This is a genomic window from Thioalkalivibrio sp. ALE22, from assembly GCF_000381445.1.
GTDB lineage: Bacteria > Pseudomonadota > Gammaproteobacteria > Ectothiorhodospirales > Ectothiorhodospiraceae > Thioalkalivibrio.
Genome location: NZ_KB906507.1, coordinates 84,587 through 104,956, shown reverse-complemented (window position 1 = coordinate 104,956; position 20,370 = coordinate 84,587). Strand labels below are relative to the sequence as shown.

The following is a 20,370-nucleotide window of genomic DNA, read 5'->3' as shown; positions in this document are numbered from 1 at the left end:
CACGACCGCCTGCTCGACCTACTCGACCGCGGCCACCTGCGACTCGGTATCCGCCAGGAAGCGGTGCCCCTGGCGCAGGCAGTAGCGCAGCCACTTGTACAGGAACCGGTTGTGCCGCCAGCGACAGACCAGGCCCGGGTGGCCGCTCAGCATCTCCGGGACGGCACCGTCCCCGATGGTCCGGCAGTGCAGCTCCAGCACCTCGGCCTGGCGCGCGTCATGGAACAGGCGCACGCGCATGTCTGGCTGCTCGCGGCGTTCACCCTGATGATCGAACCGGTAGGTGAGGTGCAGCGTGGTGGTATAGCGGGTGCGCTCCAGCACCTCCAGGTACAGATCCAGCGCGCCCGCCACCCGCGAGACCGAACGCACCGGCTGCCGCTCGAGTTCGGGACACAGACGGCGCAGCGCGAGGTAGTTCTCCTCGTACATCTCCATCAGTGCCGCGAAGCTCTCGGGCCTGGGTTCCAGGTGGGACGGGGTCTGACGCTCCAGCAACATGTCGCGCAGTCTAACAGGCCAGGGCGGCTTCGCCGCGAGCGCCAGTAGTGCCAGGCGGGACACCCCCCGGGGTTTTTGGTACCTTCGAATCGACCAACAAGGATCCGCGACCCCATGGACATAAGCGTCGTCACCACCCGGCCCTTTTCCGACCAGAAGCCCGGCACCTCCGGCCTGCGGAAGCGCGTCCGCCAGTTCCGCCAGCCGCACTACCTCGAGAACTACATCCAGAGCATCTTCGACGCCTGTCCCGACCTGAAGGACGGCGAACTGCTCCTGGGTGGCGACGGGCGCTTCCACAACCGCGAGGCGATCCAGCTGATCCTGCGCATGGCCCTGGCCAACGGTGTGAAGGAGGTCGCCGTGGGGCACGCCGGCCTCCTGTCGACCCCGGCCGCATCGCACCTCATCCGCTCGCGCGGGGCGACGGGCGCCCTGATCCTGTCTGCCTCGCACAACCCGGGAGGCCCGGAGGGCGATTTCGGGGTCAAGCTCAACACCGCCAACGGCGGCCCCGCTCCGCCCTCGGTGACCGACGCCATCTTCGAGCAGAGCACCCGCATCCAGCACTACCGCATCGCCAATGGCACCGAGCACGTGGACATCGATCACCTGCACACCGGACAGCTGGGCGACATGGCCGTCGAGGTGGTCGATCCGGTCGGGACCTATGCCGATTACATGGCCACCCTGTTCGACTTCGAGCGCATCGGCGAACTCCTGCGCTCCGATCACTTCCGCATGCGCTTCGATGCCATGCATGCCGTGACCGGCCCGTATGCCGAGGAGATCCTGGTCAACCGCCTGGGGGCCCCGGCCGAGACCATCCTGCGCGCCGAGCCGCTGGCCGACTTTGGTGGCCGCCACCCGGACCCGAACCTGTCGCACGCGCGGGAGCTGCGCGAGGCCCTGTACGGCCGCGATGCCCCGGATTTTGGCGCCGCCTCGGACGGTGACGGCGACCGCAATATGATCCTCGGCCGGCATTTCTTCGTCACGCCCTCGGACAGCCTCGCGATCATGGCGGCCAACGCCCACCACATCCCGGCATTTGCCGACGGCCTGAAGGGCGTGGCGCGCAGCATGCCTACCAGTCAGGCCGTAGACGTGGTCGCCAAAAAGCTGGACCTCCCCTGCTTCGAGACCCCGACCGGCTGGAAATTCTTCGGCAACCTGCTGGACGACGGACGCATCCGGCTGTGCGGCGAGGAAAGTTTCGGCACCAGTTCCGACCACGTGCGCGAAAAGGACGGCCTGTGGGCCGTGCTGTTCTGGCTCAACCTGCTGGCGGCCCGGCGCCTGTCGGTGGAGGAGATCGTGCGCGATCACTGGCGCCAGTACGGACGCCATTACTACACCCGGCACGACTACGAGGCCGTGGAGAGCGACCGCGCCGAACAGGTGATGGCGCGCATCCGCGAACAGCTCTCGGTGCTGCCGGGGCAATCCCTGGCCGGCATGCGCGTGGCGCGCGCGGACGACTTCGCCTACCGCGACCCGGTGGACAACAGCCTGACCGAGCACCAGGGCCTGCGCGTGCTGTTCGAGAGCGGTGCCCGCATCGTCTTCCGGCTGTCCGGCACCGGCACCGAGGGCGCCACGCTGCGCCTGTACATCGAGCAGCACGAGACCCATCCGGAACACCTCGATGCCGACCCGCAGGAACTGCTGCGTCCGCTGATCGAGGCCGCCTCCCGGCTCGGCGACATCCCCGGCCTGACCCGCCGCGAGAAACCCGACGTCATCACCTGACCGGGCCCACGCGGCATGGATATCACCGCCACCCGCATCCGCTGGCGGCACGGCTATGCCTTCGTGCTGGCCGCCACTGCCTCGGCCGTCGGGCTGGGCAACATCTGGAAGTTCCCCTATATCCTGGGCGAGAACGGCGGGGGTGCGTTCCTGCTGGTCTACCTCGCGGCGATTGCCGTAATCGGTATCCCGGTCATGATGGCCGAGGTCATGATCGGCCGGCGCGGGCGCCGGTCACCGGGCTATGCGGCGCTGGCCGTAGCCCGCGAGAGCCGGGCGCACAATGGCTGGCAGATGGTGGGCTGGATCGGGATCCTAGCGTCATTCGTGATCATGGGCTTTTATGTGGTGGTGGCGGGGTGGGTGTTTTCCTACATCCCGCAGGCGGCGGCCGGGGCCTTTTCCCAGGCCGATGGCGAACAGGTACGGGCGGTCTTCGTGGCCACCACCACCTCGGCCAGCGGAATGCTGTCGTGGACGACCTTCGGGATCGGTGCCACCTTTCTGATCCTCGGCCTGGGGCTGCGCGGCGGCCTGGAACGCAGCGTCAGCGTCCTGATGCCCCTTCTGTTCGCGCTGTTGTTGCTGGCAATGGCCAGCGGCCTGTGGATCGGCGACGTCCGCAGCGCGGCCGCCTTCATGTTTTGGCCCGATTTCGCGGCGCTGGAGCCGCGCAGCCTGCTGATCGCCGTCGGCCATGCCTTCTTTACCATGACCCTCGCGGCCGGCGTGCTGATGATGTTCGGGGCCTACCTGCCACAGGAGATCTCGATCGGCGGCACCGCCGCCGGCATCGCAATCGCGGACACCCTGATTGCCCTGACCGCGGGGCTCGCGATCTTTCCCGTTGTATTCGCCTTCGATCTCGATCCCACGGCCGGCCCCGCTCTGATGTTCGAAGCCCTGCCCCTGGCGCTCAGCGCGATCCCGGCCGGCGCGCTCCTGACCGTGCTGTTCTTCGTCATGCTGGGCCTTGCCGCCTTCGGCACGATGATCACCGGCGTTCAGGTCTTCGTGCACCTGCTCCACGAACGTTTCGGGCTTGGGCACTGGTGGGCGTCCCTTACGGCCACGCTGAGCATCGGGGCGTGCAGCCTGATCACCATTTTTTCCTTCAGCGGGGCGGAATGGGCGCAAATCGATATCACGCTACTTGGGCGCGAACTGCCAACGCTTTACCACCTGCTGGAACACACCTCGATCAATATCCTGCTGCCCCTTTCCGGGCTGATGATCGCGGTGTTCGCAGGCTGGGTGGTCCCGGCGCACATCGCGGCGCAGGAGCTGCCGCACCGGACGCTTGTCCTGGCCACCTGGCGCTGGACCCTGCGTTTCGTGGCCCCCGTCGCACTCCTGCTGCTGTTCTGGCAGCTCTCGTCCTTCGGCAGCCACCTGCCCCGCCTTTAGGAAATCTGGAGTCACTAACCCAGCAGGGTCTGCAATCTCTCCACGGCCTCGCGCAGTCGGCTCTCGGACTGGGTATAGGCGATCCGCAGGTAATCTCGCCCCCGGGTCGGACTGAAATCCGTACCCGGCGTCAGGGCCACGCCGGCCTGGTCGAGAATGCGCGCGCAAAGCGCCTCGGAGTCCGGTCCGTGAGCCGTACAGTCGGCATAGATGTAGAAGGCCCCCTCCGGCCGCGCCTGGACCTCGAGCCCGAGCCCCGGAAGCGCGTCCAGGAGCACGTCGCGCCGCTGTTCCAGCTCGCGCACCTGCGTCTGCAGCAGGGCCTCGGTCGCCGGGGTGAAGGCCTCCAGCGCCGCCGTCTGGGCCATCGTGGCCGGGGCCACGAACAGGTTCTGCGCCAGGCGACGCACCGGGTCCACCCAGGTCTCCGGCACCACCATCCAGCCCAGGCGCCAGCCGGTCATCGCGAAGTACTTGGAGAAGGAGTTGATCACCACCACGTCCGGGAAACCGGCCGCGGCACTGGGCTCGGCGTGGTGAAAGACGATCTGGGCGTAGATCTCGTCCATGATCACCAGCCCGCCGCGTTCGCGCACGACCTCGACGATCGCGGTCAGGCGTTCGCGCGACAGGCAGGTCCCGGTCGGGTTCGCCGGGGAGCCCAGCAGCACCGCCCGGGTATTCCCGCCCCATGCCCCGGCGATGGCCTCGGGCGTCGGCTGGAAGGCATCCTCGGCGTGCACTGGCAGGCCCACGGGCAGCGCGCCACGCGCGGCGACGAACTGCCGGTTGCAGGCGTAGCCCGGGTCCGGAAGCAGGACCTCCTCGCCCGGATTCACCCCGGCCGCCAGGGCCAGCAGGATCGCCGCCGATGCGCCCGCCGTGATCACGATCCGCTCGGGATCCACATCGGCACCGTGGCGCCGACGGTAGTCGGCGGCCAGTGCCTCGCGCAGCGCGCGGGTCCCGTGGGCGGGGGTGTAGCGCGTATCCCCGGCGGCCAGCGCCGCACGACCGGCGGCAATCACCGGAGGCGGCGTCGGGAAATCCGGCTCCCCGACCTCCAGATGGATGATATCGCGCCCGTTGCGCTCGGCCTCCTGGGCCCGGGCGAGGATGTCCATCACGCGGAACGGCTCGACCACCCTGGCGAATGCCGACAGGTCCGGGTCATGGGCCGGGCTGGCGAGAGGCGCCGAGGTCATCATGGACTCAGCGGCGCACGTGCCGCATCAGGCGCTTGCGCTTTTGCTGCTGCCGCGGAGTCAGCTTGTTGCGCCGGCCGGCATACGGATTGCGACCGGACCGGAACTCCAGGCGCAGGGGCGTCCCGACCAGCTTGAGGTGCTTGCGGAAGAAGTTTTCCAGGTAGCGCTTGTAGCTGCCCGGCAGGGAATCGGTCTGGTTGCCGTGGACCACGATCACCGGCGGATTCTGCCCGCCCTGATGGGCGTAGCGCAGCTTGATCCGGCGGCCGCTGACCATGGGCGGCGCATGCTCCGCCACCGCGGCCTCGAGCAGGCGCGTAAGTTCCGGCGTGGAGACCTTGCGAAAGGCGCTGGCATGCGCCTCGCGCACATCGTCCAGCAGGTGCCCGACATTGGTGCCGTGCAGTGCGGAAATCAGGCGCATGCGGGCGAAGTCGACAAACCCCAGGCGGCGGTCCAGCTCGTCCCGGATGCGCTCGCGCGCATGGTCCTCCATGCCATCCCACTTGTTGACCGCCAGCACCAGCGCGCGCCCGGCCTCGATCACCATGCCCAGCAGGTGCGAATCCTGGTCCGACAGCCCGGACTGGGCATCGACCACCAGGATCACCACATGCGCGGCCTCGATCGCCTGCAGCGTCTTGATCACGCTGAATTTCTCGATCGCTTCGTGCACCCGCGCCCGGCGCCGCACACCGGCGGTATCGATCAGGGTGTAGTCGGTGCCGTCACGCTCGAAGGGTACGAAGATGCTGTCGCGGGTGGTCCCCGCGACATCGGTGGCGACCACGCGCTCGTCACCAAGGATGCGATTGACCAGGGTCGACTTGCCGACATTGGGCCGCCCGACAATCGCCACGCGGATGCCCGGCCAGTCGTCCAGGGCCGCCTGCTGCGAGGCCTCGTCGAGCCCGTCGCTGGACGCCGCTTCACTGGCCTCATCGCCGCCGGCCTCCAGCGCCGCGCGGCGCGCCGCCGCCACGTCCTTGCGAACGCCCTGCATCAGGCCCTGGACGCCCCGCCCGTGGGCGGCCGCGATGGCCGTGATCGCGCCCAGGCCCAGCGCGTAGAATTCGGCACTGACCGAGTCGGCGTCCAGACCGTCGGTCTTGTTCACCACCACCCGGGCCTTCACACCGGCCGCCCGCAGCTGGTCGGCGATGGCCTGGTCCTGCGGCGTCAGGCCATCGCGGGCGTCCACCAGGAACAGCACGTGATCGGCCTCGGCCACCGCGCGCCGAGTCTGCTCGGCCATCGCGCGGTCCATTTCCGCGCCCTCGCCCGACAGGCCGCCGGTGTCCACCACCAGGTAGGGGAAGTCGCCCACCTTGCCAATGCCGTACTGGCGATCCCGCGTGAGCCCCGCGACATCGGCCACCAGGGCATCACGCGAGCGCGTGAGCTGATTGAACAGGGTGGACTTGCCGACGTTGGGGCGCCCGACCAGCGCGATCACCGGGATCATCGGCGTTCCCGACCCCCGCGGTACCCAGAGCCGGCTGGCCTAAGCGGGCTCACTCGGCGCCCCGAATCGCGGGGTTCACCGCGGTCAGTTGCCCGTTGTCGGTCACCACGTACAGCGTCCCGTTGACCAGCGTCGGGCGGGTCACCACGGAACCCGAGCTCGCGCGCAGCCGCGCGACGATGCGCCCATCCTCGAGATCGATCCAGTGCAGGTAGCCCTCGTAATCGCCGACGATCGCATGCGGTCCCACCACGACCGGCGCCGTTACCCCGCGCAGGCGCAGCCCGTCCATCTGCCACAGGTCGCCGCCACTGCGCGGCTGCAGGCCCCACACGTGGCTCTCGGCATCGGTCACCACCAGCACGTCGGAGTCGGTGTCCACATCCGCGCCCTGGTAGGACGAGAAATCGCGGGTCCAGAAGAGCTCGCCGGAATTCAGATCCAGCGCGGCCAGCCGGCCCTGATAGCTCGCGGCAATGGCCGCACCGCGATACAGCGGGATATGGCCGTCCACGTCTACCATGCGCTCGACCTCGGTGCGACCACTGGGGATGCCCAGCGTGGTCTCCCACAGGACATTGCCGCGATTAAGCCCCAGCATCAGCAGGCGCCCGTTGTCGAACCCGGCCAGCACGCGTCCGGAGGTGATCTGCGGGCGCTGGGCGCCGCGCAGGCTCAGCGAGGGCGTGGTCCGCAGCGCGGTCCACTGGGTCGCGCCCGAGGCGGCGTCCAGCGCATGCAGACGGCCGTCATTGGTGCGCACGACCACCAGCCCGCCAGCGACGTCCGAGACGGCCAGCACCTCGCTGGACAGCGCGGCGCGCCAGCGTTCCCCGCCCCCTTCCAGGTCCACGCCGATCGCATAGCCGTCCAGGGTCCCGACCACCGCGAGGTCTGCGCCAACCCCGACACCGGCCGAGACTCGGGCGTCGTCCAGGCGCACCTGCCAGCGCTGGCTGCCACTCTCCGGATTCAGCCCGGAGACACGTCCGCCGGCGTCGGTCATCACCACAAGGTCGTCGGTGATCCCCGGGTAGACCTGCCACAGGAAACGCTCGCCGCCGCTGCCCACCGAGCGCGACCACAGCCGTTCCGGCTGTCCTTCCGCCTCGAACTCCGGCAGTTCGGCCGGGGGCTCGGTGGTATCACGCTGCCACAGCCCGCAGGCGCTGAGGGACAGGATCAGGGCGCCGGCAATCAGCAGACGCATGGCCGGACTTGCAAGGTAAGGCACTGACATCGGGCGACAGATCCTCTAGGGAAACAAAGGTTTATGTACGCACTCGCGTTCGTGTCGCGGGTGCGCGCGAACGACGGGCGGCCCAGGAGTCTGTCGGATTCGGGCGATCGTCGCGAGCGTGGCGGGAGAGCGAGTCCATTTTTTCGGCCTCTCGGGCGCATAGTGGGCACTATGTAACGAGAGAGACCGGAAAAAGGGGCCGTTCTCCCACGCGCGCAGCCGATCAGTTCCAAGTCCGACAGACTCCGTCCCCCCTCATTCAAACGGAAAGCTCTTCGTATTTCAGGCGCAGATATTCGGGGCTGTGGCCCGCGTCCAGGGCCGCCTCGTAATGTTCCCGGGCGCCCTCGCGATCGCCGCGAGCACGGGCGAGATCGCCCTGCAGCTCGCGCTTCAGGCCGTTGAAGGCCTCACTGCGCACATCCGCGAGGGTGGTCTCGGCGTCGTCCAGACGCTCGGCCAGGATCATCTGGCGCGCGAGACGCAGGGTCAGCACCTCGCGGTAGCCCCGATCGGGGGCCGCGTCGCGCGCGGCCTGCAGGGCGCTGATCGCCGTGGCGTGATCGTCCTGGGCAATGGCGACATCCGCGCGGTAGACCCAGGCCAGCGCACGGTATGGCGTGCCCCGGCCCTGCTCGATGATCGCATCGGCCAGTTCCTGGGCGCGATCGGTCTGCCCGGTCTGGCCGGCCACCTGCAGGGCCTGATACATCTCGGAGGCCGCCTGGGCGCGGGTTTCTTCCCGATCGCTCCACCAGTTCCAGCCGAACAGGCCGGCGACCCCGAGGACCAGGCCAGCCACGATCGCAAGGCCGTTGTCCGCCCACCACTGTTTGATGCGTTCGGCTTTTTCTTCGTCGGTGAGATCGCTCATGCTGTTCCTTGTTCTTGCTGGATCCGCGCTGGCGCGGTTACGACCGCTTCGCCAGCGCTGTACGGAGATGATCGGCCAGTGCGGTACGCTCCACGGCTACCTGCTCGCCTCCCTGCGATCTTAACGGCTTCACCGTCACGGTGCCCGCGGCGTGCTCGTCACTCCCGAGGACCAGGGCGTAGTGGGCGCCGAGGCGATCGGCCCGCTTCATCTGCGACTTGAAGCTGCCGCCGCCACAGTGCTGGACCAGGCGCAAGCCGGGCAGCTCGCCACGCAGCGCCTCGGCCAGTTGCAGCGCCGGCCCCACCAGTTCGTCGCCCCCGACGATCAGGTAGGCATCGGGTCCGGGCGCGGCGGGGGCCTCCTCGCGGGCCTCCAGCAACGCCACCAGGCGCTCCAGGCCCATGGCCATGCCGATGGCCGGGGTCCCGCGCCCCCCCAGCTGCTCGACCAGGCCATCGTACCGGCCCCCGGCGCAGACCGTGCCCTGGGCACCGAGATCGTCGGTGATCCACTCGAACACGGTGTGCGTATAGTAATCGAGCCCGCGCACCAGTCGCGGATTGTGCTCGTAGGGGATGCCCAGCGCATCGAGGTGCGCGCACAGGGCATCGAAATGGGCACGGGAGGCCTCGTCGAGGTCGTCCATCAGGCTGGGGGCGTTGGCGACGATCGCACGGGTCTCTGGGTGCTTGCTGTCGAGGATGCGCATCGGGTTGTCGTAGAGCCGACGCTGCGCCTCCTCGTCCAGGGCCTCCCGGTGCTGTTCGAAATAGGCGATCAGATGGTCGCGGTACCGGCGGCGGCTTTCCGGCGTCCCCAGGGTGTTCAGCTCCAGGCGCACGTTGGCCAGCCCCAGCATGCGCCACAGGCGCGCGGTCATCGCCAGCATCTCGGCGTCCACATCCGGCCCCGGCAGACCGAAGACCTCGACCCCGACCTGGTGGAACTGGCGGTAGCGCCCCTTCTGCGGCCGCTCGTGGCGGAACATCGGCCCCAGATACCACAGCCGCTGCACCTGGTTGTGCAGCAGCCCGTGCTGGATCCCCGCGCGCACGCAACTGGCCGTGCCCTCGGGGCGCAGGCTCAGGCTGTCGCCGTTGCGGTCATCGAAGGTGTACATCTCCTTCTCGACGATGTCCGTGACATCCCCGATGGAACGCTTGAACAGCTCGGTCGCCTCGACGATCGGCATGCGGATTTCATGGTAGCCGTAGCCCTCCAGGACCTCGCGCAGCGTGTCTTCCAGGTGCTGCCAGACGTGAACGGACTCGGGCAGGATGTCGTGCATCCCGCGGATCGACTTGATCGCTTTCATGATGTCTTTTCTTGTACGTGATGGCCGCGCGGGCAGATCCCGCGTCAGCCTTCCAGGTCGAAGCGCGCGGTGCGGTCGCTCCGAATATGCGGCTCGAGATCGACGGGCGTGCCATCCAGTGTCAGCGAGACCCCCTCGGCGTTGCCGAGGATCACACGGCCTGGCAATTCCAGGCGCAGCGTCTCGCGATCCCCCGAACTGAGAACGCCGGTCAGGACGACCTCGTCAGCGGCGTCGCGGATCTCCACCCAGGAGGTTTCGGAGAACTCCAGCACCAGCTCGGCGCCCCCTGCGGTGTCCGCCGGGGCCGGCGACGTCTCGGCCGGGGCTTCGGCCTCCGGCAGCGAGGCCATCTCGGACGCGACCTCGGGCGTGACCGGTTCCTCCGGCACGGCCACACGCTCGGTCAGGGACTCGGGCGTGATCGCGAGGGTCTGGCCATCCTCAATGCCAGTGTCAGGGGTACCCTCGCCCGACTCGATGGGCTCGGCTTCGGCGGCCTCGGCCGCCGCGCTACCCTCCGCTCCGCCCTCGGTCGGGAGCGCTTCCGGGGGCGCGGCTTCACCATCCGGCACCCCGGCCGGTTCTTCGTCCGTCAACGCCGGATCCGCAAGCCCCTGTACAGCTTCCCGGGCGTCCCCAAGGTTGATGGACGGCAGGCCGAGCGCGTCCGTGCGCTCGTTCCAGGCATAGACCCCGAGCCCCAGCAGGGCCACAAGCAGCAACAGTGCCAGCCAGTAGATCCCGCGGCTGCGGCGGCGCCGGCGTGCCCGCGCCGAGGGAGTCGCGACCGCCTGCAGCTCGGGATCCACCAGCCCGTGCTGTTCGAACGACTGGATCCAGGGTCCCGCGTCCACCCCCAGCTCGCGGGCACAGGAGCGCAGGTACCCGCGTACGTAGGCCGGCGGCATGTGATGAAAGCGATTGGCCTCGAGATCTTCCAGTGTGCCGCGCCCGAGGTGGATCCGACTGGCCAGGGTCGCGGTATCGAGGCCCGCGGCCTCGCGGGCACGGCGCAGACTCGCACCGGGCTCGTTCTCGCCCCCGGGCGTCTCTGCCTCGGCCTCGGCGGGCCGGTCGCGCGTGGTCAGGCCGTGCGCGGCCGAGAACGACGGCTCGGGGTCCGGGTCGCTCCCCTCGGTACGCAGGGGGGCGACGTTGGTGGTCGAATCGTCAACGTCCTCGACCCGCCCCAGGTCCGGTTCCTTGTCGCGCGGATCACTCATCCTTCACGCTCCAGACGCCGCAACTCGGTCATCTCGTCGCTGTCCGGATGCTGACGGCTCAGGCGCTCGGCGCAGGCATTGGCCGCGCGGCTGTTGCCCAGCGCGGTTTCGGCCTGATAGCACAGCAGAAGGGTCTCGGCGCTCTCGATACCCTGGCTGTCCAGCCGCTGCAGGAAGGCGCGGGTCTGCATCGGCCGGCCGTCCTGGTAGGTCAGCCGGGCCATCTCCAGCAGCGCGCGGGGATAGCCGGGATTGATCTCCAGCGCCTGACGGAGCTGGCGCTCCGCCTGCTCGGTATCGCCCGCATCGGCGTGGCAGACGCCGGAGTTCATGTAGGCGATGTCGCGGCGGTCATAATCCGGATTGTCGATGGCGCGCGCGAACAGGGCCTGCGCCTCGTCGAATTCCTCGCGGCTGCACAACAACGCCCCCAGGTTGGTCTGGGCGAAGGGGTTGCCCTCGTCACGGCGCAGGGCCCGGCGGTAATGTTCCTCGGCGCGATCCAGCTGGCCCTTGCGCTCGAGGACCGCGGCCATGCCGATATTGGCCAGGGCATCGCCGGGGTCATAGTCCAGCGCCCGACGCAGGTTGCGTTCGGCCTGTTCGAACTCGCCCTCGCGCAGATACCCGATCCCGAGCTCGGCGTGCACCTCGGCGGCCTCCTCGCGCTCGCCGGACACCGGCCGGTCGGCCGTGGCGGCACAGCCCCCCAGCACCAGCGCCAGCGTCAACGCCGCGGCGAGGCGCCAACCCGCGCGTCCCGTCATGAAGCCCTCCGATCCGTCTGTGGCAATTCGGCGTGCAGGCGGAACATGCGCATCCCGCGATTGGTACGGTCCTCGACCTGGCCCACCAGCTGGCCGCAGGCGGCATCGATGTCATCCCCGCGGGTACGCCGCACGGTGGTGACGTAGCCGGCCTTTTGCAGCCGTCGTTCAAAGGCCAGCACATCGGCCTCCCGCGGGCGGTCGAACGGTGCCCCCGGGAACGGATTGAACGGAATCAGGTTGATCTTGCCGGGAATACCGCGCAACAGTCCGGCGAGCTCGTTGGCATGTTCCGGCTGGTCGTTGACCCCGGCCAGCAGCACGTATTCGAAGGTCACGCCACTGTGGGCATCGGTCGCCTCCACATAGCGGCGACAGCTGTCCAGCAGCTCGGCGATCGGGTACTTGCGGTTGATCGGCACTAGACGGTCGCGCAGCGCATCATTCGGCGCGTGCAGACTGACGGCCAGCGCGACATCCGTGTGTTCGCTCAGACGATCCAGCGCCGGCACCAGACCGGAAGTGGACAGGGTCACGCGCCGCCGGCTCAGGCCGTAGGCGTTGTCGTCGGTCATGAGCTGGCAGGCCGGCACGACCGCGTCGAAGTTGGCCAGCGGCTCGCCCATCCCCATCAGCACCACGTTGCTCACCGCCCGCTTGCGCCCTTCCGGCGCCGGCAGGCGCTGCATGGCCAGCCACACCTGGCCGATGATCTCGGCGCTGGTGAGGTTGCGGTTGAAACCCTGCTGAGCGGTGGAACAGAAGGTGCAGTCGAGCGCGCAGCCGACCTGGGAGGAGATGCACAGCGTGCCGCGCCCGCCCTCGGGGATGAAGACGGTCTCGATGGCATTGCCGTCGGGGAGCCGCAGCACCCACTTGACGGTGCCGTCGGCGGAGGCCTTTTCCAGCCCGATCTCGGGGACGCGGATCTCGGTCTCGCGCGCCAGGCGCTCGCGCAGCTTGCGCGAGACGTCGGTCATCTGCTCGAAGTCGGTGACCCCGCGCTGATGGATCCACTTGACGAGCTGGGTGGCACGAAAACGCGGTTCACCCCACTGCGCCAGCAGCTCGACAAGCTGTTGGTGGCTGTAGCCCAGCAGATTCAGGGGGGTGGAGGATGCGCTTGCCATATCAGGGACCGGTTGGCTCAAGTCCCCTAGTGTACTGTGCCGAAGGGATGCCTGCCTACGGGGCCCGGCGCGCGGTGCAACCGGACCCCGCAGCACATGCGGTGCGGACCGTCTTAGCGGGTGCGCGGGCAGACGCCGTCGTCACCGAAGAAGAAGGCGATCTCGCGCTCGGCGGTCTCCGGGGCATCGGAGCCGTGCACGGCGTTCTCGTCGATGGATACGGCGAAATCGGCGCGGATGGTGCCCGGGGCCGCTTCCTTCGGGTTGGTCGCGCCCATGATGTCGCGGTTCTTGGCAATGGCGTCCTCGCCTTCCAGGACCTGAACCAGCACCGGACCGGAGATCATGAACTCAACCAGATCGTTGAAGAACGGGCGCTCCTTGTGCACGTCGTAGAAGCCTTCGGCCTGTTCGCGGCTCAGGTGCATCATGCGCGCGCCAACGACCTTCAGGCCGGCCTTCTCGAAGCGGCCGATGATGTCGCCGATCGCGTTCTTGGCAACGGCGTCGGGCTTGATGATAGAAAGGGTGCGTTCAACGGCCATGGGGCGGCTCTCCTGCTACTGGGTTTGAAGATCGGTCGCCGGGCCCGCCCTGAAAACGAGAGAACCCGCCGAACAGCGGGTTCCCAACGCAAAATCAACGCGGACACAACGTGCGGCGCGTAGTCTATCGACCTCCCACGCCCACGGCAATCGACCGCGCCAAGACCTTAGTGCACCGCCAGCGTCGTACCGAAGGTCAAAAGCGACTCACAGGAAGATGGGAAGACTGGAAGGAATCATTATGTGTGGCGATCGGGTGGCTCTTGCCGGGGCGAAGCACCGTTGAATTCTTCCAATCTTCAAACCTTCCTGTGAACCGCTCTTGACCTTCAGGGCGCTGATACGAAACCAGGCTTGGGTCGTCAGTCGTCGACGTCGGCCTCGTCCATCCAGGCGGCCTGGATCGCCTCGAGGATGCGCTCGCCGGAGCGGTTGGGGTCATCGTCGAAGTCCGGCAGGTTCATCACCCACTGGCGCAGGTCCACGAAGTTGATATTGCGCGGGTCGACGTCCGGGTGTTCGTCGGCCAGCTGCATCGCGATTTCCTGGGTATCGGTCCACTTCATCGCCTTTCCCTCGCTCAGTGGTTCTCGGAGACCTGATTGATGGTGTACTTCGGCAGTTCCACCACGAGGTCCGTGTCCGCGACGACCGCCTGACAGGACAGCCGCGAGTCCGGCTCCAGGCCCCAGGCCTTGTCGAGCATGTCCTCTTCGTCCTCGGTGGCCTCCTCCAGACTGTCCAGCCCCTCGCGCACGTAGACGTGGCAGGTCGTGCAGGCACAGGACTTCTCGCAGGCGTGTTCGATCTCGATCCCGTTTTTCAGGGCGAGATCGCAGATGCTGATGCCCGGCTCGGCCTCGATGGAGGCCCCCTCCGGGCAGATTTCCTCGTGGGGCAGAAAGATTACCTGGGGCATGGTGTCAGTTCCCTGCGTCGTATTCGCTAACGTTGTGTCCGGCGAGCGCGCGCCGGATGCTGTCATTCATGCGCCGCGCGACAAAGGCCTCGGAAGCCTGCTCCACGCGCTTGCGCGCCGCCTCGATGGCGTCGGGGTCGACCCCCTTCTCGCGTTCGGCGCGCAGGGCGTCGCGCGCCTGCTCGATGGTCTGGCGTTCCGCGGCCTCGAGGTAGCGGTCACCGTCCGTCTCCAGCGCGGCGTCCAGCGCCTCGAGCACGCGGTCGGCCTCGACCTGTTCCTCGCGCAGGCGCCGCGCCTCCATGTCCTCGCGCGCGGAGGAGGCGGAATCGCGCAACATCTGCTCGATCTCGGAATCGGTCAGGCCGTAGCTCGGCTTGACCTCGATATGCGCCTCCACACCCTGGGTCTGCTCGCGTGCCGTTACGTTCAGCAGGCCGTCGGCGTCCACCTGGAAGGTCACGCGAATGCGCGCCGCGCCCGCGACCATCGGCGGGATGCCCGACAATGTGAACCGGGCGAGCGAGCGGTTGGCATCGACCACATCGCGTTCGCCCTGCACCACGTGCAGCGACATCGCGGTCTGGCCGTCCTTGAAGGTGGTGAACTCCTGCGCCCGCGTGACCGGGATGGTGGTGTTGCGCGGGACGATGAACTCGACCAGACCGCCCATCGTCTCCAGCCCCAGCGACAGCGGGATCACGTCCAGCAGCACCAGTTCGGTATCCGGCTTGTTGCCGGCGAGGATGTCCGCCTGTTGCGCGGCCCCGATCGCGACCACGCGGTCCGGGTCGATGCCGGCGTGCGGGGTGCGGCCGAAGAATCCCTCCACCGCCTCACGCACCGCCGGCATGCGGGTGGAACCACCGACCAGTACCACCTCGTCGATGGCGCCAGGCTCCAGACCGGCATCCTCCAGCACCTGCCGGCAGGCGGCCATGGTGCGCTCCAGCAACGGCCGCGCCAGCTCCACCAGGGTGTCGCGATCCAGCTCGCCGGACCAGGTGGCGCCATCGGCGCGCCCGACCTCGACCGGGGTGCTCGCGGCATCGGTCAGGGCCTCCTTGGCCTGGCGGGCGGCCAGCAGCACGCGGCGCAGGCGCTGCGGATCGGTCTCTCCGGCCATGCCGGCCTGGTTCAGCAGCCAGTCGGCGATGGCGCGGTCAATGTCGTCGCCGCCCAGGGCCGAGTCGCCGCCGGTCGCCAGCACCTCGAACACCCCGCGGCGCAGCTGCAGGATGGAGATATCGAAGGTCCCGCCGCCCAGGTCATAGACGGCGATGGTGTTCTCCTCGCCCTGGTCCAGTCCGTAGGCGACAGCCGCCGCGGTCGGCTCGCTGATCAGGCGGAAGACATTCAGGCCGGCCAGCTGTGCGGCGTCCCGCGTGGCCTGGCGCTGGGCATCGTCGAAGTACGCGGGCACGGTGATCACCACGCCTTCGAGTTCGTCGCCCAAGGTCTCCTCGGCCCGCTGGCGCAGGGTATGCAGGATCTCCGCGGACACCTCCACCGCCGTCTTGTCGCCCGCGGCGGTCTCGATGCGCGGCACGCTGGACTCGCCGGTCTTCAGCCGGAACGGCAGCTCGCCGGACAGCGTGGCGACGTCCGCCGCGCCGCGCCCGATCAGCCTTTTGACCGAGGCGATGGTGTTGTGCGGGTCATCTGCGGCGTGCTCGGCAGCCGCATGCCCCACGCTCACCGCATCTGCGGCATAGTGCACCACCGACGGCAGGATATGCCGACCCTGTTCGTCGGGCAGCGTGTCCGCCTCGCCGCTGCGCACGGTCGCGACCAGCGAGTGGGTCGTGCCGAGGTCGATCCCGGCCGCGAGATGGCGCTGGTGCGGCGCGGACTCGGCTCCGGGTTCGGTGATCTGCAATAACGCCATCGGGTATTCGGCTCCTTCACACGGGCGCGGCGGGTGCTACTTGCCGCGCGCCAGGTTCTGTCGGGTTCGTTTCGTTTCTTCCAGCAGGCGATCGAAGAAGCGCAGCTCCAGCACCCGGTCCTTGGCATCCGGCGCCGGGGTCCCCGGCTCCTTCAGGGCATCCGCCACCTTCGCCCGTGCCTCGGCGCGGGCCTGCGCCAGCTCGGTCGCGACCGCTTCCAGTGCGGTCAGATCCCCGGCCGCCGCCGTCTCTTCCAGGCGCTCACGCCACTCGATCTGTGCCTGGATGAACTCGATGTCCTGGCTGGTATCGCGTTCGGGGTCAAAGGCTACCCCGGTTCGCTCCAGCAGGTGCACCGCCCGGCGGTAGTCGTCACCCAGGATCGCGTAGGCCTCGTTCACGTCGGCCGCCACCGCTGCCGCCATGCGGCGCGCCTGGTCGCCCTGGCGCACGAAGCGGTCCGGGTGCAGTTCCGCCTGCAGGCGACGAAAGCGCTCGTCCAGCTGTTGCCGGTCGACCTCGAAGGCCACCGGCAGGTCAAACTGCTCGAATGGGTCGTTCATTGCGTCCCTTGCGACGGGCTTGCAAAAGAAAAGGGGTGGTACGACAGCCACCGGGGACGTATCCCCGGGCAACCGCCATGCACCACCCCGCGTGCGAGGCTCAGTCAGATGCTGAAGCTTTCACCGCAGCCGCACCGGGCCTTCTCGTTCGGGTTGTTGAACTTGAACCCCTCGTTCAGGCCTTCCTTGCCGAAGTCCAGCTCGGTACCGTCCAGATACACGAGGGACTTCGGGTTGACGACCATCTTGACGCCGCGATCCTCGAAGACCGTGTCGGTCTCCTCGATATCGTCGGCGAACTCCACCACGTAGGCCATGCCGGAGCAGCCGGTCGTCCTGACGCCCAGCCGAACGCCCACACCCTTGCCCCGCTTCTCGAGGAAGTTGTGGATGCGTTCGGCCGCGGGTTCGGTCACTGTAATCGCCATAGAGCCCTCAGGCAGATTTCTTCTCGGCTTCCGCGGCCTGGCCGTGGCGCTCCTGGTAGTTCGACACCGCCGCCTTGATGGCGTCCTCGGCCAGCACGGAGCAGTGGATCTTCACCGGCGGCAGGGCCAGCTCTTCGGCGATCTGGGTGTTCTTGATCTGGCTCGCCTCTTCCAGGGTCTTGCCACGCACCCATTCGGTGAGCAGCGAGCTGGAGGCGATCGCCGAGCCGCAGCCGTAGGTCTTGAACTTGGCGTCCTCGATGATGCCCTCGTCGTTGACCTTGATCTGCAGCTTCATCACGTCGCCGCAGGCCGGGGCGCCGACCATGCCGGTGCCGACCGTGTCGTCGTTCTTGTCGAAGCTGCCGACGTTGCGCGGATTTTCATAGTGGTCCAGAACCTTGTCACTGTACGCCATGACCGTTCTCCTGTTGCGTGTGTACGCGTTGCGTTAGTGGTGTCGAGCGGGCCCCTAGTGGGCCGCCCACTCGACGGTGCTCAGATCGATGCCGTCCTGGTACATCTCCCACAGCGGGGAGAGCTCGCGCAGCTTGGCGACCGCGGCGCGCACAATCTCGACCGTATGGTCGATCTCCTCCACGGTGGTGTAGCGACCGATGGAGAAGCGGATCGAGCTGTGTGCCAGCTCGTCGTCGCGGCCCAGTGCGCGCAGCACGTAGGACGGCTCCAGGCTGGCCGAGGTGCAGGCCGAGCCGGAGGACACCGCGATGTCGCGCAGCGCCATGATCAGGCTCTCGCCCTCGACGAAGTTGAACGACACGTTCAGGTTGTGCGCGACACGCTGTTCCTGGTCACCGTTCAGGTAGACCTCTTCCATGCCGTCGAGACCGGCCCAGAGGCGGTCGCGCAGCATGCGCACGCGCTCCAGCTCGGGACCCATCTCGGCACCGGCGATCGCGAATGCCTCGCCCATGCCGACGATCTGGTGCGGCGCCAGCGTGCCGGAGCGCATGCCGCGCTCGTGGCCACCGCCGTGCATCTGGGCCTCGATACGCACCCGCGGCTTGCGCCGCACGAACAGCGCGCCGATGCCCTTCGGACCGTAGGTCTTGTGCGCGGAGAAGCTCATCAGGTCTACCGGCAGCTTCGACAGATCGATCGCGACCTTGCCGGTGGACTGCGCGGCGTCCACATGGAACACGATCCCGCGCTCGCGGCACAGGTTGCCGATCGCCTCGATGTCCTGGATGACTCCGATCTCGTTGTTCACGTGCATCACCGAGACCACGATGGTGTCGTCACGGATCGCGTCTTCCAGCTCCTGCATGTCGACCAGGCCGTTTTCCTTCACGCCCAGGTAGGTGACCTCGAAGCCTTCGCGCTCGAGCTGGCGCGTGGTGTCCAGCACGGCCTTGTGCTCGGTCTTCACCGTGATGATGTGCTTGCCCTTGCGCTGGTAGAAATGCGCCGCGCCCTTGATCGCCAGGTTGTCGGCCTCGGTCGCGCCGGAGGTCCAGATGATCTCCTTCGGATCGGCGCCCACCAGCTGGGCCACCTGGCCCCGGGCGTTCTCGACCGCCTTCTCCGCGTTCCAGCCAAAGCTGTGGCTGCGCGAGGCCGGGTTCCCGAACAGGCCGTCCTTGGTCAGGCAGCCCGCCATCTTTTCCGCCACGCGCTCGTCGACCGGCGTGGTGGAGGAATAGTCGAGATAGATCGGCAGTTTCAGGTCACTCATGGGGCGTTAGCTCCTCTCCGCGGCCGCCTCGGCGGCCGCATGGCTTTTGTCGGTCGAGGCCTGCAGGGAGGCGCTGTGCATCACGACCTCCTGCACACCGTCTTTTTCCATTTGTTCGCGGTGGCGCTGCAGCACATCCGCCAGCGAGCGGGTACTGAGAAAGTCGTAGACCTGCTGGCTCAGATCGGTCCACAGGTCGTGCGTCAGGCAGCGCGAATCGGAATTGCAGTTGGCCTTGCCACCGCAGCGGGTCACGTCCACCGGCTCGTCCACCGCCACCACGATATCGGCGACGCTGATGCCCTCCGGATCCCGACTCAGGGCATAGCCTCCGCCCGGCCCGCGGCTGCTGTTCACCAGCCCCTTGCGGCGCAGCCTGGAAAAGAGCTGCTCCAGATAGGACAATGAGAGCTTCTGCCGGCGCGCCACCTCGGCCAGGGATACCGGCCCGTTGCGGGTGTGCATCGCCACATCCAGCATGGCGGTCACGGCGTAGCGGCCTTTGGTCGTCAGTTTCATGGTTGAGTGCACTTGTCGGTCATTTGCCGGCAAGCTTAGCAATACCTGACAAAAACGATCAAGTATTCCCCTGCTGTTTACGTTCTTGTTCGCTCGTGGCAGCTCCCGGGACCTCGCATTCGTCCGGCTCCAGGCCTTCCAGATCGCAGGCCTCCAGCGGGCCGGAATCGTCTTCGCCCAGGGCCTCGCCCGGGTCGATCCCGGCGCGCTTGAGCGCCTGGCAGGCCCGCTCCATGCGTTCGTCCAGGTCGTGCACCCGCTGCACGATACGGTGGATCGCGTTGGCCACCGGGTCGGGCATGTCGCGCGACAGGCCGTAGGCATCGAAGCCCATGCGGTCGGCCATCTGCTGGAATCGCGGATCGGGCTCGGGCCGTGGCCCGATGACCCGGGCCGGGATGCCGACCGCGGTCGCATCGGCCGGCACGTCCTTCAGGACCACCGCGTTGGAGCCGATGCGCGCATGGTCGCCAACGTGGATCGGGCCCAACAGCTTGGCACCCGCCCCGATGACCACCTCGTTGCCGAGCGTCGGGTGGCGCTTGCCCCCCTCCCAGGTCGTGCCGCCCAGGGTGACCTGGTGATAGATCGTGCAGTCGTCGCCCACCTCGGCGGTCTCGCCGATCACCACCCCCATGCCGTGGTCGATGAAGAAGCGCCGGCCAATGGTCGCGCCGGGATGGATCTCGATGCCGGTGAGCCAGCGGCTGAAGTTGCCGACCACCCGGCCCAGCCAGCGCAGGCGATGCGTCCACAGCCAGTGCGCGAGGCGGTGATACCACAGGGCATGCAGCCCGGGGTACGCGGTCAGCACCTCGAAGGCGTTGCGTGCCGCCGGGTCGCGGTCAAACACGCAGCGAATGTCCTCGCGCATCCTGTCAAACATCGGCCGGCCTCATTCCTGAGTCTTGCACTAAGGTATC

21 protein-coding genes are annotated in these 20,370 nt (G+C 67.9%); 2 read left to right on the top strand and 19 right to left on the bottom strand.

What is annotated here, in order from left to right:
• Positions 1–18: 18 nt before the first annotated feature.
• Positions 19–501 carry a DUF1249 domain-containing protein gene (locus F793_RS0109905; protein ID WP_018866811.1) on the bottom strand — a complete coding sequence of 161 codons (483 nt, stop codon included), beginning with the start codon at positions 499–501 and terminating at the stop codon, positions 19–21.
• Positions 502–615: 114 nt separating this feature from the next.
• On the opposite strand from F793_RS0109905, the gene F793_RS0109900 reads away from it, so the two are divergent.
• On the top strand, positions 616–2,253 hold the full coding sequence (locus F793_RS0109900; protein ID WP_018882536.1) for an alpha-D-glucose phosphate-specific phosphoglucomutase: 1,638 nt from the start codon (positions 616–618) through the stop codon (positions 2,251–2,253).
• A gap of 15 nt (positions 2,254–2,268) precedes the next feature.
• Positions 2,269–3,660, top strand: a complete 1,392-nt coding sequence (locus tag F793_RS0109895; protein WP_018882535.1) for a sodium-dependent transporter — start codon at positions 2,269–2,271, stop codon at positions 3,658–3,660.
• A gap of 14 nt (positions 3,661–3,674) precedes the next feature.
• Here F793_RS0109895 and F793_RS0109890 read toward each other — a convergent pair whose 3' ends face one another.
• The 18 genes from F793_RS0109890 to cysE all read right to left on the bottom strand — a co-directional run bounded on the left by F793_RS0109890 (position 3,675) and on the right by cysE (position 20,333).
• Positions 3,675–4,865 (bottom strand): aminotransferase class I/II-fold pyridoxal phosphate-dependent enzyme, encoded by a 1,191-nt coding sequence (locus F793_RS0109890; RefSeq protein ID WP_026280891.1) that lies wholly within the window; start codon positions 4,863–4,865, stop codon positions 3,675–3,677.
• 7 nt (positions 4,866–4,872) lie between these two features.
• Positions 4,873–6,333 (bottom strand): ribosome biogenesis GTPase Der, encoded by a 1,461-nt coding sequence (der, locus tag F793_RS0109885; protein WP_018882533.1) that lies wholly within the window; start codon positions 6,331–6,333, stop codon positions 4,873–4,875.
• Between the two features lie 49 nt (positions 6,334–6,382).
• Positions 6,383–7,543, bottom strand: coding sequence for an outer membrane protein assembly factor BamB (gene bamB / locus F793_RS0109880; RefSeq protein WP_018878358.1), 1,161 nt, complete (start codon positions 7,541–7,543; stop codon positions 6,383–6,385).
• Positions 7,544–7,832: 289 nt separating this feature from the next.
• Complete coding sequence (locus F793_RS0109875) at positions 7,833–8,447, bottom strand: tetratricopeptide repeat protein (protein ID WP_018882532.1); 615 nt, start codon at positions 8,445–8,447, stop codon at positions 7,833–7,835.
• Between the two features lie 37 nt (positions 8,448–8,484).
• Complete coding sequence (hisS, locus tag F793_RS0109870) at positions 8,485–9,765, bottom strand: histidine--tRNA ligase (protein WP_018882531.1); 1,281 nt, start codon at positions 9,763–9,765, stop codon at positions 8,485–8,487.
• 44 nt (positions 9,766–9,809) lie between these two features.
• The gene (locus F793_RS0109865) at positions 9,810–10,991 is read right to left on the bottom strand and encodes a helix-turn-helix domain-containing protein (protein WP_018878913.1); all 1,182 of its coding nucleotides are present in this window, start codon (positions 10,989–10,991) and stop codon (positions 9,810–9,812) included.
• On the bottom strand, positions 10,988–11,758 hold the full coding sequence (pilW, locus tag F793_RS0109860; protein ID WP_018866820.1) for a type IV pilus biogenesis/stability protein PilW: 771 nt from the start codon (positions 11,756–11,758) through the stop codon (positions 10,988–10,990). The genes F793_RS0109865 and pilW overlap by 4 nt, the downstream gene beginning before the upstream one ends.
• Positions 11,755–12,888 carry a bifunctional tRNA (adenosine(37)-C2)-methyltransferase TrmG/ribosomal RNA large subunit methyltransferase RlmN gene (locus tag F793_RS0109855; RefSeq protein ID WP_018866821.1) on the bottom strand — a complete coding sequence of 378 codons (1,134 nt, stop codon included), beginning with the start codon at positions 12,886–12,888 and terminating at the stop codon, positions 11,755–11,757. The genes pilW and F793_RS0109855 overlap by 4 nt, the downstream gene beginning before the upstream one ends.
• 113 nt (positions 12,889–13,001) lie before the next feature.
• Positions 13,002–13,433, bottom strand: a complete 432-nt coding sequence (gene ndk, locus F793_RS0109850; RefSeq protein ID WP_017942415.1) for a nucleoside-diphosphate kinase — start codon at positions 13,431–13,433, stop codon at positions 13,002–13,004.
• 362 nt (positions 13,434–13,795) lie between these two features.
• Positions 13,796–13,999 (bottom strand): Fe-S cluster assembly protein IscX, encoded by a 204-nt coding sequence (gene iscX / locus F793_RS0109845; RefSeq protein WP_018866822.1) that lies wholly within the window; start codon positions 13,997–13,999, stop codon positions 13,796–13,798.
• 14 nt (positions 14,000–14,013) lie between these two features.
• Positions 14,014–14,352: an ISC system 2Fe-2S type ferredoxin gene (gene fdx / locus F793_RS0109840; RefSeq protein WP_018882530.1), complete on the bottom strand. Its 339-nt coding sequence runs from the start codon at positions 14,350–14,352 to the stop codon at positions 14,014–14,016.
• Between the two features lie 4 nt (positions 14,353–14,356).
• Positions 14,357–16,240 (bottom strand): Fe-S protein assembly chaperone HscA, encoded by a 1,884-nt coding sequence (hscA, locus tag F793_RS0109835; protein WP_018880474.1) that lies wholly within the window; start codon positions 16,238–16,240, stop codon positions 14,357–14,359.
• 36 nt (positions 16,241–16,276) lie between these two features.
• Positions 16,277–16,804: a Fe-S protein assembly co-chaperone HscB gene (gene hscB / locus F793_RS0109830; protein WP_018882529.1), complete on the bottom strand. Its 528-nt coding sequence runs from the start codon at positions 16,802–16,804 to the stop codon at positions 16,277–16,279.
• Between the two features lie 104 nt (positions 16,805–16,908).
• Positions 16,909–17,232 carry an iron-sulfur cluster assembly protein IscA gene (gene iscA / locus F793_RS0109825; RefSeq protein ID WP_017942410.1) on the bottom strand — a complete coding sequence of 108 codons (324 nt, stop codon included), beginning with the start codon at positions 17,230–17,232 and terminating at the stop codon, positions 16,909–16,911.
• A gap of 7 nt (positions 17,233–17,239) precedes the next feature.
• The gene (gene iscU / locus F793_RS0109820; RefSeq protein WP_018866826.1) at positions 17,240–17,650 is read right to left on the bottom strand and encodes a Fe-S cluster assembly scaffold IscU; all 411 of its coding nucleotides are present in this window, start codon (positions 17,648–17,650) and stop codon (positions 17,240–17,242) included.
• A gap of 54 nt (positions 17,651–17,704) precedes the next feature.
• Entirely contained in the window at positions 17,705–18,928 is a 1,224-nt protein-coding gene (locus F793_RS0109815) for an IscS subfamily cysteine desulfurase (RefSeq protein WP_018878909.1), read from the bottom strand.
• Positions 18,929–18,934: 6 nt separating this feature from the next.
• Positions 18,935–19,447 (bottom strand): Rrf2 family transcriptional regulator, encoded by a 513-nt coding sequence (locus F793_RS0109810; RefSeq protein ID WP_018882528.1) that lies wholly within the window; start codon positions 19,445–19,447, stop codon positions 18,935–18,937.
• Between the two features lie 58 nt (positions 19,448–19,505).
• Positions 19,506–20,333 carry a serine O-acetyltransferase gene (gene cysE / locus F793_RS0109805; RefSeq protein ID WP_196799349.1) on the bottom strand — a complete coding sequence of 276 codons (828 nt, stop codon included), beginning with the start codon at positions 20,331–20,333 and terminating at the stop codon, positions 19,506–19,508.
• Between the last annotated feature and the right edge of the window lie 37 nt (positions 20,334–20,370).